The sequence below is a fragment of the Rhodococcus sp. NPDC059234 genome, assembly GCF_042754225.1.
GTDB lineage: Bacteria > Actinomycetota > Actinomycetes > Mycobacteriales > Mycobacteriaceae > Rhodococcus_G.
Genome location: NZ_JBHZAH010000007.1, coordinates 43,821 through 60,083 on the forward strand (window position 1 = coordinate 43,821; position 16,263 = coordinate 60,083).

Below are 16,263 nucleotides of genomic sequence, written 5' to 3' on the forward strand. Positions count from 1 at the left end.
GAGCGTACAGTGCCGAATGTGTCATTGGCTGACACTTTTGACCCACTCTGACAACCCGAAGGGCGTCATCATGGACACTCGCAATCTCGGCCGGCAGGGCCTGAACGCCGCAGCTCTCGGCTACGGGGCGATGGGCACCGCCACGGGTTACGGCCCCACCGACGACACCGAGTCGATTGCCGCAATCCGAAAGGCACACGAGCTCGGCGTGACGATGTTCGACACCGCCGAGATGTACGGCTGGGGCGAAGGCGAGAAACTGCTCGGTCAGGCGCTGGCACCGATCCGTGACGACGTCCTCATCGCGACGAAGTTCGGCCTCACCCGCTCCTTCGGATCCGACTCGCGCCCCGAGCACATCCGCCAGGTCGTCGAGGCCAGCCTGCGAAATCTCCGCGTCGACACGATCGACATGCTCTACCAGCACCGCCCCGACCCGAACGTCCCGATCGAAGACGTGATCGGCACGATGAAGGAGTTCGTCGAGGCAGGCAAGGTCAAGTACCTGGGGCTGTCAGAAGCGGACGAGGCCACCATCCGTGCCGCGCACGCGGTGCACCCGATCTCGGCGCTGCAGTCCGAGTACTCGATCTTCGCGCGCGACGCCGAACTCCTGTTCCCGACCCTCGAGGAACTCGGGATCGGCTTCGTCGCCTACTCGCCGCTGGCCCGAGGCTTCCTCAGTGGCGCGGTGGTTGCCCGTGAACACTACGACGCCAACGACTTCCGTCAGCATGTCCCGTGGTGGGCGCCGGAGTACTTCGACGCCAACGCCGCCATCGTCGACGAGTTGACTGCACTCGCCGACCGCAAGGACGCCACCCTTGCGCAGCTGTCACTGGCCTGGCTGCTGACCCGCAGGGACTACATCGTCCCGATCCCGGGATCCCGCAACCCGCAACGCGTCGACCAGAACGCCACCGCCGTCGAACTCGGCCTGACTCCCGAAGATCTTGCCGCCATCGAGCTGATCGCCCCCACAGGCGGCGTCGGCGGCCGCATGTAGGTAGCCGCACCCCTCGATCGAACGGCCCTCCGATCGATGGATGCGCACCATGCTCGAATGTGTGCCCGCTTGACTGCGCACACCGGAATCCACGTCAAGGCGGATCGGCATCAGTCAGCGCTGTCGGCCAGGATCTGCTCGAGCTCGACAACGCGCACAGGGAACCGGTTGCGGCTCGGCGCAGCCGCGACGGCGATGACGGCAGTCGCGTCGTCATGAATTTCGGGTGCGTAACCATGGAGAGGGCATCGCTCGCCGATCGGGGACCGCTCACCCGAACGAACATTGTTGAGTGGCAATAACGGAACCATTGAACTCGAACATACGTTCGAGTATGGTTACGCCATGGACATCGTCGAGATGCTCACCGCACCCCGCAACGTAGAGGCGTGGCGACTCGACGAGTCCACGCTGCTGTCGTTGGTGCCGGAACTGTCGGTGCGGTTGCGGCAGCTCGATGCGCTGCGTGTGCGGTTGGTCCACGAGATTCACGAGCGTGGTGCCACCCTCGCTGTCGGCGCGACCTCCACTCAGGAATGGTTGTCCGGGGCCGCGAAACTTACCCCCTCGCAAGCGAAGCGCATCGTCGTCGCCGGACAGAGCCTGACCCGCCGACCGGAGGTCGCGGGCGCGTTCGCCGACGGCGTCCTCGACGTCGAGCAGGTACATACCATCACCGGGTTGCTCGATCAGATCCCTGACCTCACAGCAGGAATCGCGCCCGAATGCCTCGGCGGCGTCTACGAGGATCCGGCAGCCGAATGCGCGAAGCAGTGCACCGACTACCTGCTCGCGACCGGCGCCACCGACAATGCCAACGACACCACAGTCCGCACGGCAGCACTGAAGACGATGCTCACCCCCGAGGACGACGGGCCGCCACCCGACGACGAAAACGACCAACTCAACGAACTCTTCGCCTCCCCTACCACCGGCGGACGGGTTCGTATCAAGGGACACTTCGACAAGACGACCGGCGAACAGTTGATGACGGCCCTGTCGGCTTTGTCCAGGCCGCAACCCGGACGCAACACCACCAGTGGTGACCCACAAGCCGATCCACGCTCCGCACCGCAACGACGGGCCGACGCCTTCGGTGACATCGTCCGCCGCTACCTCGACACCGCCGCCGCCCCCGGCGAAGGCGGTGAACGACCCCACCTGACAGTGTTCGTCGGACTCGACAACCTCGCCCGAGCCACCCGAAACACCGGCAATGGCAACGACAACGAGGCGGCCTCCAGCACCGCCGACGCCGGTCGGCAGTCGTTCTTTCGCCGCGGCCCAGCCTGGATGCCTTGGCTCGGACCGATCAGCGACCGCCTCGCCGCGCTCATCTCTTGCGACGCATCGATCACGCCGATCGTGATGGACGCCGAGGGCAACCCCCTCGACGTCGGACGAACGACTCGCACCATTCCTCGCCGACTACGCCGTGCCCTCGACGCCCGCGACTGCGGATGCGCTTTCCCCGGCTGTGGCCGCCCCGCCGCCTGGACCGACGGTCACCATATTCACCATTGGTCGAACGGCGGCGAAACGAAACTCTCGAACCTGGTGCTGCTCTGCCGTTTCCACCACCGCCTGATCCACAAGGGCGACTGGAGCGTGTTCATCGGCGACGACAACCACCCTTGGTTCGTACCGCCTGCCTGGATCGACCTCGAGCGAAGACCCGTCCCAGCACACAATCGAAGACAGCCGCCTATAGCGAGCTGACAACCAGAACGCACCGACCCGGACCACGACCCCTCTCACTGGGGCCGCGGTTCGGGGCGGTCGCGGGCCTGGGTCTTGTGTGGACTTGGCTACAGTCAGCTGCCGCCCGCAGCCACCGCAGGCACGATGACCGCCGCCATGACCGCCGCGTTCACCGCCTCGACCGCCTTGCGTACCGCGGCGCCCGCCCATTCGTCCGCGGCGATCGCCTTGGCCCGCTTACGAATCGCCTTGCGATCGGCCTCGGGGAAGACCTTGTGCGCCGCGTCCACCGCCGACAGCAGCGAGATCAACGCGGCGGTCCGCGACTCCGGCGCGACACCGTCGAGCAGCACGGCGCGCAGGCCCTCGCGTACCGCCTGCTCGTGGGACGCGTCCATCGCCGGCCAGGTCTTGACCGGGAAGATGCCGAGCAGCTTGCCCTTGCTCTGGTGCACCCAACCCCGCTCGACGATGCGACCGAGCACCGCCTCGCGCAAGCCCTTGTCCAGCTTCTCGATCGCCCGCTCCGGCTTCATCGGCTTCGACCCCCGCAGCTGCGACACCGCGTGCGCCAGGATCGGGTCCGTCGGGACCGCACGGTCCCGGAGCACCAGCCGGCCCTTCTTCACCTCGCCGCCCGCACCCGCCGGTTCGACCACCCCGTCCAGAGCCAGGTCGAGCAACACCGCACCGGCCAGGACCCGGGGCAGCGTCGCGCCGTCCACCACCGGCTTTCCCGTGTCGTCGTCGAGCAGGAGCAGGAGCAGGTCCTCGGCGAGCAGAGTCATGACTCCACCGTACGACGCCGGCACGTGTCCCCGCGTCCGCCAGGCAACGACGTGGGCCGCCCGTCACCGCCGGCGACCGTTCACCGACGGATCGGCACCGCACACCGACGGGCAGGTGGCGTCGGCCGCACATTCGCGCTGCACTATCCGCGGGTTCGCCTAGGGTGTAGTGCGCGTCACAGGCGCACGAGTACCGGGAGAGGACAGCAGCCGATGAGTGCAGTCGAGCAGGCCACGGGCGCATACGCCGAGGCCTTCCGTGAGAGCGTCGAACAGCCGGAACGATTCTGGCTGGGGGCCGCCGACGCCGTCGACTGGGTCGACGCGCCGACCCGCGCCCTCGACGACTCCGCGGCGCCGATGTACCGGTGGTTCCCGGGCGCCCGGATGAACACCTGCTTCAACGCCCTCGACCGCCACGTGGCGGCCGGCCGCGGCGAGCAGGCCGCGCTGATCTACGACTCCGCCATGCTCGGCACCACCCGCACCTACAGCTACGCCGAACTCCTGCTCGAGGTGTCGAGGTTCGCGGGTGTCCTCGCCGCACAAGGCATCTCCGCGGGCGATCGGGTGGTCGTCTACATGCCGATGATCCCCGAGGCGGCTGTCGCGATGCTCGCCTGCGCGCGGATCGGCGCCGTCCACTCGGTGGTGTTCGGCGGGTTCGCCGCCGCGGAACTCGCGGCCCGCATCGACGACGCGCAGCCGAAGGCGTTGGTCACCGCGTCCGGCGGGCTCGAGCCGGGACGCACCATCGAGTACCTGCCGCTGGTCGAGCGCGCGCTGGGCCTGACCGACAGCCCCCCGACCACCGTCATCGTGAAGAACCGCGACAAAATCCCCGGCGCGGCATCGGATTTCGAGGGCTGGCTGGACTGGGACGCCGCCGTCGCGGAGGCCGAGCCCGCCGACTGCGTTCCGGTGGCGGCGACCGACCCGCTCTACATCCTCTACACCTCCGGCACCACCGGCAAGCCCAAGGGCGTGGTCCGCGACAACGGCGGGCACGCGGTGGCGCTGGCGTGGTCGATGCGCAACATCTACGACATCGGCCCCGGCCAGGTCATGTGGACCGCCTCCGATGTCGGCTGGGTGGTCGGACACTCGTACATCGTGTACGCGCCGCTGCTCGTCGGCGCGACGACGGTGATGTACGAGGGCAAGCCGGTCGGTACTCCCGACGCAGGCGCGTTCTGGCGGGTGATCGCCGAGCACAAGGTGCGGGCCCTGTTCACCGCGCCAACCGCGATCCGCGCCATCCGCAAGGAGGACCCGGACGCGACAGAGCTCGCCCGCTACGACATCTCCTCGATGACCACCCTGTTCGCCGCGGGTGAGCGGCTCGACCCCGACACCTACGAGTGGGCGACCCGCGAGCTCGGTGTGCCGGTGATCGACCACTGGTGGCAGACCGAGACCGGGTGGGCGATCTGCGCGAACCTGCGCGGACTCGACCCGATGCCGATCAAGGCGGGCTCCCCCACCGTGCCGGTCCCCGGATACCGCGTGCAGGTGGTGGACGGCGAGGGGAACCAGGTCGACGCCGGTACCGAGGGCAACATCGTGATCGCCCTCCCACTGCCGCCGGGCACCCTCGCCGGGCTGTGGCGCGACGAGGAGCGCTACGTCAAGTCCTACCTGGCGACCTTCCCCGACTACTACCTGACCGGCGACTCCGGCTACATCGACGCCGACGGCTACGTCTTCGTGCTCGGGCGCAGCGACGACGTGATCAACGTTGCCGGACACCGCCTCTCGACCGGGTCGATGGAGGCCGTGGTCGCGCAGCACGCCGCCGTCGCCGAGTGCGCGGTCGTCGGCATCAAGGACGACCTCAAGGGCCAGCGCCCCAGCGGCTACGTGGTTCTCAAGGCCGGCGCCGACATCGACCACGAGATGCTGCGCACCGAACTGGTGGCGATGGTGCGCGACCAGATCGGCGCGGTCGCGACGTTCCGCGACGTGACGGTCGTGCAGGCGCTGCCGAAGACCCGCTCGGGGAAGATCCTGCGGAAGACGATGCGCCAGATCGCCGACCACGAGGACTACACGGTGCCCTCGACCATCGAGGATCCGGCGGTGCTCGACGCGCTCACCCGGCTCCTCGGCGGGTCGAACTCCTGACGTCGGCGCCCGGTGCGAGAAGTGCGCATACGCGACGTCCCGGGCGCCGATTCGGACAAACTGATCCGGCCGGCGAAACGCTCAGGACATCCACAGGACGGACTCGAGTGATTCCCAGGATGCGGTCCTAGCTTTCCGCGCATGAGTACCCACACCTCCCGTTCTGTCCGTGGCGAGCGACGCGGGCGCAGCCTCGGAATCGCACTCCTGGTCGCCGGTCTCGCAGCGGCGGGCGCCCTCCTGCTGCCGGGGCTGGCATCCGCCGACACGACCTCGCCGGCCCAGCCGCTGCTGCAGACCAGTTGCAGCTTCGCTCAGGTCGACGCCGCCCTGCAGGCCAACGCCCCCAAGCTCGCCGAGCGCCTCGACAAGCACCCGAAGCTCGAGGCGAAACTGACCGAACTGCTCGCCAAGCCCGCCGACCAGCGTCAGCAGGCAGTCGACGACTTCGCCGCCAAGCACCCGAAGCTGGCCCAGCGTCTCGAGCAGGCACGCACCGGTCCGAACGCTGACAAGATCAACGCCAAGATCGCCGCCGTCGCCGACACCTGCCACAACTACTGACAGCCCGCGGGCTCGGTGCCGGTCGCCCCGAGCCCGCGGACCGGCGTGCAGGGACCCACCGCCTCACCGCGGGTCGTTCGTCCGGCCGAGCTGATGGCGCAGCACCGACTCGACGTCGGGGTGCCGGAACCGGTAGCCGGCGAGCGCGAGCCGAGTCGGGACGACCCGCTGATCGGCCTCCGCCAGCTCGCGGGCTCCCCGCTCACCGAGCATCAGACGCGGTCCGAACCCCGGGACCGGCAGGATCGCGGGCCGGTGCAGGACCTGCGCGAGAACCCGCGTGTAGTCGGCGTTGCGGACCGCTGCGGGGGCCACGGCGTTGACCGGCCCGTGGAGCGACCCGTCGAACAGGGCCCGGTGGTACACGTCGACCAGATCGTCGAGCCCGATCCACGAGAGCCACTGACGGCCGTCCCCGATCCGCCCGCCCAGGCCCGCCGCGAACAGCAGGCGGAGCAGCGCGAGGGTCCCGCCGCGGGCGGACTGCACGACGCCGGTGCGGACCCGGACGACCCGCAGGCCGGCCTCCTCCGCCGGATCTGTGGCCGCCTCCCAGTCGGCCACCACGTCGGCGAGAAACCCCTCGCCACGGGCACTGTCCTCGGACAGCAGTTCGTCGCCGCGGTCGAACCCGTAGTACCCGACGGCCGAGGCGGACACGAAGGTCCGCGGACCGCCGTCCGTGCGGCCCGCGAGGTCCGCCAGCGATCGGGTCGGTCCGACGCGACTGTCCCGGATCGCCCGCATGTGCGCCCCGGTGAAGCGCCCGGCGATCGACTCCCCCGCCAGGTGCACGACCGCGTCGACGCCCGCCAACAGGTCCGGGGCGGGGTCGGCGGGATCCCAGCGACGTTCGTCCGGGGTTCGCGGCGCGCGGCGGACCAGGCGGATCACCCGGTGCCCACCGGTGCTCAGGAAGGCGGTCAACGCCGAGCCGACGAGACCGGATGCGCCGGTGACCGCCACCACGGCAGGCCGGACACCCCGCTCGCTCGCCCACCGGTGCTCGGCCAGGTCGCCGGCGAGCTGGCGATGCCGGTAGGCGAAGGTCGACCGCAGCAGGAACTCCGGCACCGGCGTCTGGACCCGGTCCGTCACCCGGGTCGAGCCCGCGGTCACCTCGGTGAAGTCGTGAATGTGACTCCAGGACAACGTGGCTCGGACCGGCAGGGACGCGAGCCCCTCGGCGGCGAGCTCGTCGACGAAGCGGTGGGGCGGGTCGTAGGCGGCCGCGTCGTGCCGGGCGACCCATCGGAGCCCGCCGGGCAGTGCGAGCACCGCACGGCCGGTGGCCAGCGAGTCCGCTTCGGAGACGAGCCGCAGCGGCTGCCACGGCGGTGACAGCCGGGTGAAGGCGCCCGGCCTGCTGTGCCAGGCGAAGACCTCGGCCCGGGGCGTGTCCACGACGCTCGAGTACACGATGCCCATCGCTCGACCCTAGCCCCGTTTCAGCTCGCCGTAGCGGGCCAGCGCCTCCCCGCGCTCGACGGCGTGATCCACGATCGGGTCCGGGTAGCCCGCGGGACGACCGTCGTCCAAGGTGTGCACCCGCCGTCCGGCGATGCCGCGCAGTTCCGGCACCCAGCGGCGCACGTAGTCCCCGTCGGGGTCGAACTTCTGTCCCTGGCTGATGGGGTTGAACACCCGAAAGTACGGTGCCGCATCGGTTCCCGATCCGGCGGTCCACTGCCAGCCGTGCTGGTTCGAGGCCAGGTCACCGTCGATCAACTGCCGCATGAAGTACCTCGCCCCACGCCACCACGGCAGGTGCAGATCCTTCACCAGGAAGGACGCGACGATCATCCGGACCCGATTGTGCATCCACCCCTCGGCCAGCAGCTGACGCATGCCGGCATCGACGATCGGGTACCCGGTCCGGCCGGCGCACCAGGCCGCCCACGCCGATTCCGCTGACGGCCCGCTGTCGTAGCGCATCGCGTCGAACCGCTGGTCGTAGTTGCGCCTGGCGCTCTCGGGACGGTGGTGCAGCACGTCCGCGTAGAAGTCCCGCCAGGCCAGCTGCCGCCGGAACGCCTCCGGTCCGCGGCCGGGCCGGTCCGCGAGGTCGGCGAGCATCGTGCGGGGATGAATGCACCCGTACTTGAGGTGCACCGACATGCGGCTCGTGACGTCGAGATCGGGTCGGTCCCGTCCCGTGTCGTAATCGGCCAGGTCGTCCTCGCCGAACTCCGCCCACCGGTCGAGCGCCGCCCGCTCCCCCACCTGCAGGCCGGCGGCATCGGGCCGCGGAATCGGCACCCGGATCGACAGCTTCGGTTCCATCCAGGGGACGGTGCGCGCGGAGGTGTCCGCGGGCGCCCGCCACCCGTGGTCGAGCCAGCGCCCGAAGTACGGGGTGAAGACCCGGTACGGCCCGCCGTCGGCCTTCCTGACCCGCCCCGGGGACACCGCGTAGGGCGATCCGGTCCGGACCAGGTCGACCTCGCGCGCCACCCCGTCGTCGCGCGCACGCCCGTACGGTCCGAAGTCCGCGCTCACGTGCACCGAGCCGGCCCCCAGGTCCCTCGCCGCCTGCGGCACCACCACGCGCGGGTCGCCGCGGACCACGCACAGCCTGCCGCCCAGGTCGTCGTCCAGTGCCGCCAGCGCGCGGTAGAGGACGTCGCGACGGGCCGGGCCGGACGGGCGCAGCAGCGCGTCGTCGAGCACGAAGAGCCCGAGCACCTCGCCCCCGCCTGCCGCGGCCGCGGTCAGCGTCGGAAGATCACCGGTCCGCAGGTCGCGACGGAACCAGACGATTGCGGGGCCCGCGCTGGATGACGACACCCATCGATACTCGCATCCGGGCACAATGGCGGGGTGACCGAACCCGCCACCGCCACAGTCCTGGTCGTCGACGACGACCAGGACGTGCTCGCGTCCCTGCGGCGCGGCCTGCGCCTGTCCGGTTTCACCGTCCTCACCGCCGCCGACGGCGCGCAGGCACTGACGGTGGTCTCCGAGCGCTCCCCCGACGCCGTGGTGCTCGACATGAACATGCCCGTCCTCGACGGCGCCAGCGTCGTCACGGCCCTGCGCGCGATGGGCAACGACATCCCGATCTGCGTCCTCAGCGCCCGCTCCTCCGTCGACGACCGGGTCGCCGGACTCGAGGCGGGCGCCGACGACTACCTCGTCAAGCCCTTCGTCCTCGCCGAACTGGTCGCCCGCATCCGCGCCATGATGCGCAGGCGCACCGCCCCCGCCACCGCACCCGCGCCGGCCGGGAGCATCGGGGTCGGCGACCTGTCGGTGGACCTGCTCGGCCGTCGCGCCAACCTCGACGGGGTCGAAATCGAGCTCACCAAAAGGGAATTCGAGCTGCTCGCGGTCCTCGTGCGCAACGCCGGAGTGGTTCTGACCCGCGAGCGCCTGCTCGAACTCGTCTGGGGATACGACTTCGTCGCCGACACCAACGTGGTCGACGTGTTCGTCGGATACCTGCGGCGCAAGCTCGAGGCGCACGGCCATCCACGGATCCTGCACACCGTCCGCGGGGTCGGCTTCGTGCTCCGGGGCGCCGCGTGAGCCGTCGGCGCTCCCATTCGCTGCGGGCCCGCGTCGCCGCCGCCACCGCCCTCGGCGCGGCCATCATCGCCGCACTGCTCGGCATCTTCATCTCGGTGGCGATCTCCCGGAACAACGTCAGCCAGTTGGACCGTCGACTCGACACCGCCTCGAGCGTGCTGATCGCGAACGTCGCGTCGGCCACCTCGTTCCTGCCGACCTTCGGGGACGCGGGCGCGTTCGCGGTGACCATCCGCTCCGGCGATTCCCTCGTCGTCAGCACGCCCACCCAGCTCCCCCCGCTCGAGCCCGGCGCCGCGACGGTCAGCGTGGACGGCGTCGACTACCGGGTCGACACCACCCCGATCCCGCGGTCGACGCTGCTGCTCTCGCTGGCGGTCCCGGCATCCGAGGCAAACGACGTGACCACCGACCAGCGGCAGTGGGTGATCGTCGCCGGTCTGCTCGCCGTCGCCGCCGCGACCGGCCTCGGCTGGATCTTCGGCGGTCGCGCGGTGCGTCCGATCGTCACGCTCACCAACCAGATCGGCAGCGACTCACCGGAAGCCGCGAAGGTGTCGGGGGTCCGAGAGGCCGAGGAACTGGCCGACGCCATCGAGCTGATGCTCGGCCGGATCGCGGACGCGCAGTCCCGCACCGCCGCCGCCCTCGACACCGCCCGCGACTTCGCCGCCGTCTCCGCCCACGAACTGCGCACCCCGCTGACCGCGATGCGCACCGACATCGAGGTGCTCACCACCCTCGAACTCGACGCCACCCAGCGGGCCGAGATCCTCGCCGACCTGGCCCGCACCCAGGGCCGGGTGGAGGCGACCCTGTCCGCGCTCGAGCGGCTCGCGTCGGGCGAGCTCTCCAGCGAGAAGGACCACGTCAGCACCGATCTCGTGGAACTGTGCGACCTCGCCGCCCAGGACGCGATGCGTCAACTCCCCGGCGTCACCGTGCGGGTGGAGTCCGGTCCCTCGCTCCTGATCCGCGGCCTGCCCGCCGGCCTCCGGCTGGCGCTCGACAATGCCATCGCCAATGCGGTCCGCCACGGCGGGGCGTCCACCGTGGTGCTCGCCGCCCGGCGCGCCGACCCGGAGACCGTGCTGGTCACCGTCGACGACGACGGCCGCGGCATCCCCGAGGCCGAGCGCGAGGACGTCTTCGAGCGTTTCTACCGCGGCTCGTCCGCGGCCCGCGGCGGCTCCGGTCTGGGCCTGGCCCTGGTCGCCCAGCAGGCCCAACTGCACGGTGGCCGAGCCCATTTCGAGGTGAGCCCGCTCGGCGGTGCCCGGCTGGTCCTCGAATTCGCCGACCGGGCCTGAGCCCGGATCGCGAAAGGCCCCGGATCGCAGTGCGACACGGGGCCTTTCGATGAGTTCTGGTCGTCAGACGCCCAGCAGGTCGATGACGAAGACCAGGGTCTTGCCGCCGAGCGGGTGGCCCGAGCCGGCCGGACCGTACGCGAGCTCCGGCGGAACCGTCAGCTTGCGGCGACCGCCGACCTTCATGCCGGGGATGCCCTCCTGCCAGCCCGGAATCAACCGGCCGAGCGGGAACTTCACGGACTCGCCGCGCTGGAACGAGGAGTCGAACACCTTGTTCGTGTCGTACTCCACGCCGTGGTAGTGCACGTCGACGACTCCGCCGGGCTGCGCCTCCGCGCCGTCACCGACGGTGATGTCCTCGATGACCAGCTCGGCCGGGGCCGGTCCGGTCGCGGGCTCGATCTCCGGCGCGGCAGGCGGAACGACCACGTCGAGCAGGTCGATCACGAATACCAGCGTCTTGCCCGACAACTGGTGTCCGGCACCGGCCGGACCGTAGGCGAGCTCCGGCGGGATGGTCAGCTGTCGGCGACCGCCGACCTTCATCCCCGGGATGCCCTCCTGCCACCCGGCGATCAGGCCGGCCAGCGGGAAGGTGATGGACTCGCCGCGGCTCCACGAGGAGTCGAACTCCTCGCCGCTGTCGAACTCGACGCCGAGATAGTGCACCTCGACCTTGGCGCCGGGGGTCGCCTCGGCGCCCTCACCGACGGTGATGTCCTTGATGACGAGCTCGGTGGGCGCGGGGCCCTCCTGGAACTCGATGACCGGCTGTTCGTTGCTCATGCGGACTACCTGCTTCCGAGATCGACGTAGTTGCGTTCGGTGTAGCCGGTGTAGATCTGCCGCGGACGGCCGATCTTGGTGGCCGGATCCTCGTGCATCTCACGCCAGTGCGCGATCCAGCCGGGGAGACGGCCCATCGCGAAGAGCACGGTGAACATCCGCGTCGGGAAGCCCATCGCGCGGTAGATCAGGCCGGTGTAGAAGTCCACGTTCGGGTACAGCTTGCGCTCGACGAAGTAGTCGTCGGTGAGCGCGGCCTCCTCGAGCGCCTTCGCGATGTCGAGCAGCTCGTCGTCGCCGCCGAGCTTGGCGAGGATGGTGTCCGCGGCCTTCTTGACCAGGGCCGCGCGCGGGTCGTAGTTGCGGTAGACGCGGTGCCCGAAGCCCATGAGCTTCACGCCGTCTTCCTTGTTCTTGACCTTGCGGACGAACTCCTTGGTGTCGCCGCCGCTCGCCTTGATCTCGTCGAGCATCTCGAGCACGGCCTGGTTGGCGCCGCCGTGCAGCGGGCCCCACAGCGCGTTGATGCCGGCGGAGACGGACGTGAACAGGTTGGCGTCCGACGAACCGACCATCCGCACCGTCGACGTGGAGCAGTTCTGCTCGTGGTCGGCGTGCAGGATGAGCAGCATGTCGAGGGCCTTGGCGACCTCGGGGTCCACCGCGTACGGCTCGGCCGGGAAGCCGAACGTCATCCGCAGGAAGTTCTCCACCAGCGACAGCGAGTTGTCCGGGTACAGGAACGGCTGGCCGACCGACTTCTTGTACGCGTAGGCCGCGATGGTCGGCAGCTTCGCGAGCAGTCGGGTGGTGGACAGCTCCACCTGCTCCGGGTCGTCCGGATCGAGCGAGTCCTGGTAGTACGCCGACAGCGCGTTGACCGCGGAGGAGAGCACCGGCATCGGGTGCGCATTACGCGGGAAGCCGTCGAAGAACCGCTTGAGGTCCTCGTGCAGCAGCGTGTGCCGCTGGATGCGGGTGGTGAAGGCCGCCAGCTCGTCCACCGAGGGCAGCTCCCCGTAGATGAGCAGGTAACTCACCTCGAGGAAGGTCGAGCCCTCCGCGAGCTGCTCGATCGGGTAGCCCCGGTAGCGCAGGATCCCCTGCTCGCCGTCGATGTAGGTGATCGCCGACTTGGTGGAGGCGGTGTTGACGAATCCGGGATCGAGGGTGGTGTACCCCGTCGCGGAAAGAAGCTTGCCCAACTCGATACCGTCGTTGCCTTCGGTGGCTTTGGCAATCGACATCGAGTGTTCGCCACCCGGGTAGCTGAGCGTGGGCGTGGTGTCATCGACAGCGGGCACGAAGGATCCCTCTCAAACTCGAACCTTTGCGAGTTGCAAATATCAGTCGCCTAGAACCTAGTCCCAGTTGCGTTCCGATGCCCAGGGAGGGTCCGTTCGCGGCTACAGGGCGCCGATTCCCCAGGTCCCCGACCAGGACTGCCCCGGACCGAGAACCACCTGGTCGATGCCGGAATTGAAGGCATCCGGCGGGCAGGTCATCGGCTCGACCGCGAGCGCCCGGCCACGCCCCGGGTAGCCCTTTCCGTTGGCGGGGTCGGCGGTGAAAACCTGGACCCAGCCGAATCGTCGGTCGGCCCAGAGCACCGCACCGGAACCGTCGGGGGCCCGCAGCTCGTGCCGGGCTCGGCCGTCGGGGTCCGGCACGATGGAACTGAACGGGGTGTCGAGCTGGACGCCGGCGAGGCTGCGCGGGGTGGTGAAGTCGTACTCGGTGCCGTAGACGGACTCCGAGTTGCCGACCGGCAGCATGCGATCCGGGTCGAGCGGCAACCGAGTGCCCGCGGTCAGTCGCAGGGTGCACTCGTCGAGCGGGGTGTCCCCCGCCCGCAGGTAGGCGTGGACGCCCAGACCGAACGGTGCCGGCATGGCGCCGATGTTGGTGGCGGTGTGGGAGACCGTGAGCCCGGACGGACCCAGTTCGTGTGCGACGGTCAGCTGCAGCGGGTACGGCCAGCCCTTGTGCAGACCCACCCTGATCGTCTGCTCGACCCGGTGCGCGGAGTGCTCGACCAACTGCCAGTCGTCGCGTCGGACCAACCCGTGAATGGCGTTGCCGCGGGCCGGTTCGGTGAGCGCCAGCTGGTGCTCGACCCCGTCGAAGTAGAAGTAGCCGTCGCGAATTCGGTTCGGCCACGGCGCCAGCACCAATCCCGCCGACAGCGGCGGTCGCTCGTCCGCCTCCCAGGTCTCGGTCAGCGCCCGGCCCGAGTGCTCGAGGGCCCGCAGCCCGGCGCCGCGGGCGACCACCTCCGCGGTGTAGTCGCCTGATCGAATCGGGTACACGGGCTCACGCATGCGCCCCAGTGTCCACCACAGCGGCGAACCTGCCACCAATACGGCCGGTTAGCTTCGTCCCACCCGATAACGCAGGAACATCGGGAAGGCGAGGCACGCCAGCGCGACGCCGACCACCACCAGAATGCCGCCGCCGGCGGCCGCGACCGCGGTACCCGCCAGGTACGCCGCCGCGCCGTGCAGCACATCGCCGATCCGGGGTCCGCCCGCGACCACCACGATGAACACGCCCTGCAGCCGACCGCGCATCTCGTCGGGCGCGACCTGCTGGAGCATGGTGCTGCGGAACGCCGCGGAAACCATGTCCACCGCGCCGCCGAAGGCGAGGAACGCCAGCGCGATCCACAGCAGGGCGGGACCGCTGTCGGGTGAGGCGAGGCCGACCGCGACACCGAACCCGACCATGGCCAGGCCCCACGCCACGATGCACAGCACCACCGCGCGACCCTGGTAGCGCACGCCCGGCAGCCAGCCCGAGAACACGCCGCCGATCACCGCGCCCACGGACATCGCGGCGAACAGCAGCCCGAGGGCGAGCCCGCCGGACGCGGGATCGCCGAACGTCTCGTGCGCGATCTGCGGGAACAGCGCCCGCGGCATGCCGAAGACCATCGCGATGATGTCCACCACGAACGAGGCCAACAGCACCTTCTGAGTGGACAGGTACCGGAATCCGTCCAGCACGGCGGCGAATCCGGCCCGGGTGGTGTGGCCGGTGGGCGGCAGTTTCGGGAGTGCGAGCACCGCCCACAGGGTGGCGAGCAGGGCGATCGCGTCCACCAGGTACAGGCTGGACAGCCCGATGGTCGGGATCAGGACGCCCGCGAGCAGCGGTCCGGCGATGGCGCCGAACTGCACGACCGTCATGTTCAGCGAGTTGGCTGCGGGCAGTTGGTCACCGGGGATCAGCCGCGGAATGATCGCCGCGCGGGTCGGCTGGTTGACCGCGAAGAACGCCTGCTGCAGCGAGAACAGGCCGAGTACCAGCCACACGTTGTCGACGCCGCGAGCGGCCTGCAGCCAGAACAGCACCGACGTGACGATCAGCCCCACCGTGGTGACGGTGATCAGCCGGCGACGGTCCATGACGTCGGCAAGGGCCCCGCCCCACAGTCCGAACACCACCAGCGGCACCAGTCCGAAGACGCCGGTCAGGCCGACGTAGGCGGAACTGCCGGTGATCTCGTAGACCTGCTGCGGCACCGCGACCACGCTGAGCTGTGCGCCGATGACGGTGACGATGCCTGCGACCCACAGCCGTCGGTAGTGCGGCTCGCGCAGGGGCGTGGTGTCGGCCAGCAGCCGACGCTTGCGGACTCCCCCCTCGGGCTTCGCCTCTGGCCTCGTTTCGGTCAAGGTTGCAGCCGCTCCGCGGTCCAGCCGGACTCGGTGCGGGTGACCAGGACCCGGTTGTGCATCCGGTTCGCCCGGCCCTGCCAGAACTCGACGGTGCGCGGCCGGATGAGGTAGCCGCCCCAGCCGGGCAGCATCGGCACCTGTTCCGTGTCCGCGAACCGCGCGGTGACCTCGGCGAGCTGCGCGTCGAGGTCCGCGCGGGAAGCGATCGGCCGCGACTGCTGCGAGGCCCAGGCGCCGAGCTGCGAACCGCGCGGGCGGGTGCGCCAGTATGCCGCGGTCACCTCGTCGGCGACCCGGCTCGCCGCACCACGAACGGTCACCTGGTGCGCGAACGCGATCCAGGAGAAGGTTGCCGAGGCCTGCGGGTTTGCGTCGAGCTCGCGGGCCTTGCCGGACCCGTAGTTGGTGTAGAAGACCAGCCCGTCCTCGGACAGTCCCTTGCACAGCACCGTCCGCGAGGCGGGCCTGCCGTCGGGATCGACGGTGGCCAGGACCATCGCGTTGGGTTCGGCGATCCCGGAGGTACGGGCCTGATCCATCCACTTCTGCAGCAGCGGCAGCCAGCCGTCGGCCACCGCGGGCACGTCCAGGTTCGACTCGTGCGCAGGCGAATTCATGCCCTGAGTCGCGTACGCCACCCGCATGGCGGCCAGATCGACGGGGCCGGTGGACGGGAGTTCGGGATCGGGCGGCACAGCCGATGACGTTACCCCCGGGTATGCACTGCTCACCGGCGACGTGGAACGGGATAGAGTTCACCGGTGACCGCGGCG

Annotated in this window: 14 protein-coding genes and 1 pseudogene; 6 read left to right on the forward strand and 9 right to left on the reverse strand. The window is 70.0% G+C overall.

Going from position 1 to position 16,263, the window contains the following annotated elements; genetic code table 11:
- Window positions 1-70: 70 nt before the first annotated feature.
- On the forward strand, window positions 71-1,006 hold the full coding sequence (locus ACFXGJ_RS02945; RefSeq protein ID WP_378616307.1) for an aldo/keto reductase: 936 nt from the start codon (window positions 71-73) through the stop codon (window positions 1,004-1,006).
- Window positions 1,007-1,351: 345 nt separating this feature from the next.
- Window positions 1,352-2,725 carry a DUF222 domain-containing protein gene (locus ACFXGJ_RS02950; protein ID WP_378616309.1) on the forward strand — a complete coding sequence of 458 codons (1,374 nt, stop codon included), beginning with the start codon at window positions 1,352-1,354 and terminating at the stop codon, window positions 2,723-2,725.
- Between the two features lie 95 nt (window positions 2,726-2,820).
- On the opposite strand, the gene ACFXGJ_RS02955 is transcribed toward ACFXGJ_RS02950, so the two are convergent.
- A complete protein-coding gene (locus ACFXGJ_RS02955; protein WP_378616311.1) occupies window positions 2,821-3,495 on the reverse strand; it encodes a GPP34 family phosphoprotein in 675 nt (224 codons plus the stop codon).
- 213 nt (window positions 3,496-3,708) lie between these two features.
- Here ACFXGJ_RS02955 and ACFXGJ_RS02960 point away from each other — a divergent pair, with 213 nt between their 5' ends.
- Both ACFXGJ_RS02960 and ACFXGJ_RS02965 read left to right on the forward strand, forming a co-directional pair.
- Window positions 3,709-5,619 carry a propionyl-CoA synthetase gene (locus ACFXGJ_RS02960; RefSeq protein ID WP_378616313.1) on the forward strand — a complete coding sequence of 637 codons (1,911 nt, stop codon included), beginning with the start codon at window positions 3,709-3,711 and terminating at the stop codon, window positions 5,617-5,619.
- A gap of 141 nt (window positions 5,620-5,760) precedes the next feature.
- Complete coding sequence (locus tag ACFXGJ_RS02965) at window positions 5,761-6,183, forward strand: hemophore-related protein (protein WP_378616315.1); 423 nt, start codon at window positions 5,761-5,763, stop codon at window positions 6,181-6,183.
- Window positions 6,184-6,246: 63 nt separating this feature from the next.
- On the opposite strand, the gene ACFXGJ_RS02970 is transcribed toward ACFXGJ_RS02965, so the two are convergent.
- Together ACFXGJ_RS02970 and ACFXGJ_RS02975 are read right to left on the reverse strand one after the other, a co-directional pair.
- A complete protein-coding gene (locus ACFXGJ_RS02970) occupies window positions 6,247-7,611 on the reverse strand; it encodes a TIGR01777 family oxidoreductase (protein ID WP_378616317.1) in 1,365 nt (454 codons plus the stop codon).
- A gap of 9 nt (window positions 7,612-7,620) precedes the next feature.
- The gene (locus ACFXGJ_RS02975) at window positions 7,621-8,970 is read right to left on the reverse strand and encodes a cryptochrome/photolyase family protein (protein WP_378616319.1); all 1,350 of its coding nucleotides are present in this window, start codon (window positions 8,968-8,970) and stop codon (window positions 7,621-7,623) included.
- A 33-nt stretch (window positions 8,971-9,003) separates the two neighbouring features.
- Here ACFXGJ_RS02975 and ACFXGJ_RS02980 point away from each other — a divergent pair, with 33 nt between their 5' ends.
- Together ACFXGJ_RS02980 and ACFXGJ_RS02985 are read left to right on the forward strand one after the other, a co-directional pair.
- Window positions 9,004-9,711, forward strand: a complete 708-nt coding sequence (locus ACFXGJ_RS02980) for a response regulator transcription factor (RefSeq protein WP_378616321.1) — start codon at window positions 9,004-9,006, stop codon at window positions 9,709-9,711.
- The gene (locus ACFXGJ_RS02985; protein WP_378616323.1) at window positions 9,708-11,021 is read left to right on the forward strand and encodes a sensor histidine kinase; all 1,314 of its coding nucleotides are present in this window, start codon (window positions 9,708-9,710) and stop codon (window positions 11,019-11,021) included. Before ACFXGJ_RS02980 ends, ACFXGJ_RS02985 begins: the two co-directional genes overlap by 4 nt.
- A gap of 63 nt (window positions 11,022-11,084) precedes the next feature.
- Here the strand turns inward: ACFXGJ_RS02985 and ACFXGJ_RS02990 are convergent, their stop codons facing one another.
- From ACFXGJ_RS02990 to pdxH, 6 genes and pseudogenes are all read right to left on the reverse strand, one after another.
- Window positions 11,085-11,453, reverse strand: a complete 369-nt coding sequence (locus ACFXGJ_RS02990; protein ID WP_378616384.1) for an FKBP-type peptidyl-prolyl cis-trans isomerase — start codon at window positions 11,451-11,453, stop codon at window positions 11,085-11,087.
- Between the two features lie 3 nt (window positions 11,454-11,456).
- A pseudogene (locus ACFXGJ_RS02995) lies at window positions 11,457-11,810 on the reverse strand (FKBP-type peptidyl-prolyl cis-trans isomerase); the annotation flags it as partial.
- Window positions 11,811-11,815: 5 nt separating this feature from the next.
- Complete coding sequence (locus ACFXGJ_RS03000; protein WP_378616325.1) at window positions 11,816-13,114, reverse strand: citrate synthase; 1,299 nt, start codon at window positions 13,112-13,114, stop codon at window positions 11,816-11,818.
- A gap of 102 nt (window positions 13,115-13,216) precedes the next feature.
- A complete protein-coding gene (locus ACFXGJ_RS03005) occupies window positions 13,217-14,131 on the reverse strand; it encodes an aldose 1-epimerase family protein (RefSeq protein WP_378616327.1) in 915 nt (304 codons plus the stop codon).
- Between the two features lie 48 nt (window positions 14,132-14,179).
- Window positions 14,180-15,487, reverse strand: a complete 1,308-nt coding sequence (locus ACFXGJ_RS03010) for an MFS transporter (protein ID WP_378616329.1) — start codon at window positions 15,485-15,487, stop codon at window positions 14,180-14,182.
- Complete coding sequence (pdxH, locus tag ACFXGJ_RS03015) at window positions 15,484-16,134, reverse strand: pyridoxamine 5'-phosphate oxidase (protein WP_378616386.1); 651 nt, start codon at window positions 16,132-16,134, stop codon at window positions 15,484-15,486. The genes ACFXGJ_RS03010 and pdxH overlap by 4 nt, the downstream gene beginning before the upstream one ends.
- Between the last annotated feature and the right edge of the window lie 129 nt (window positions 16,135-16,263).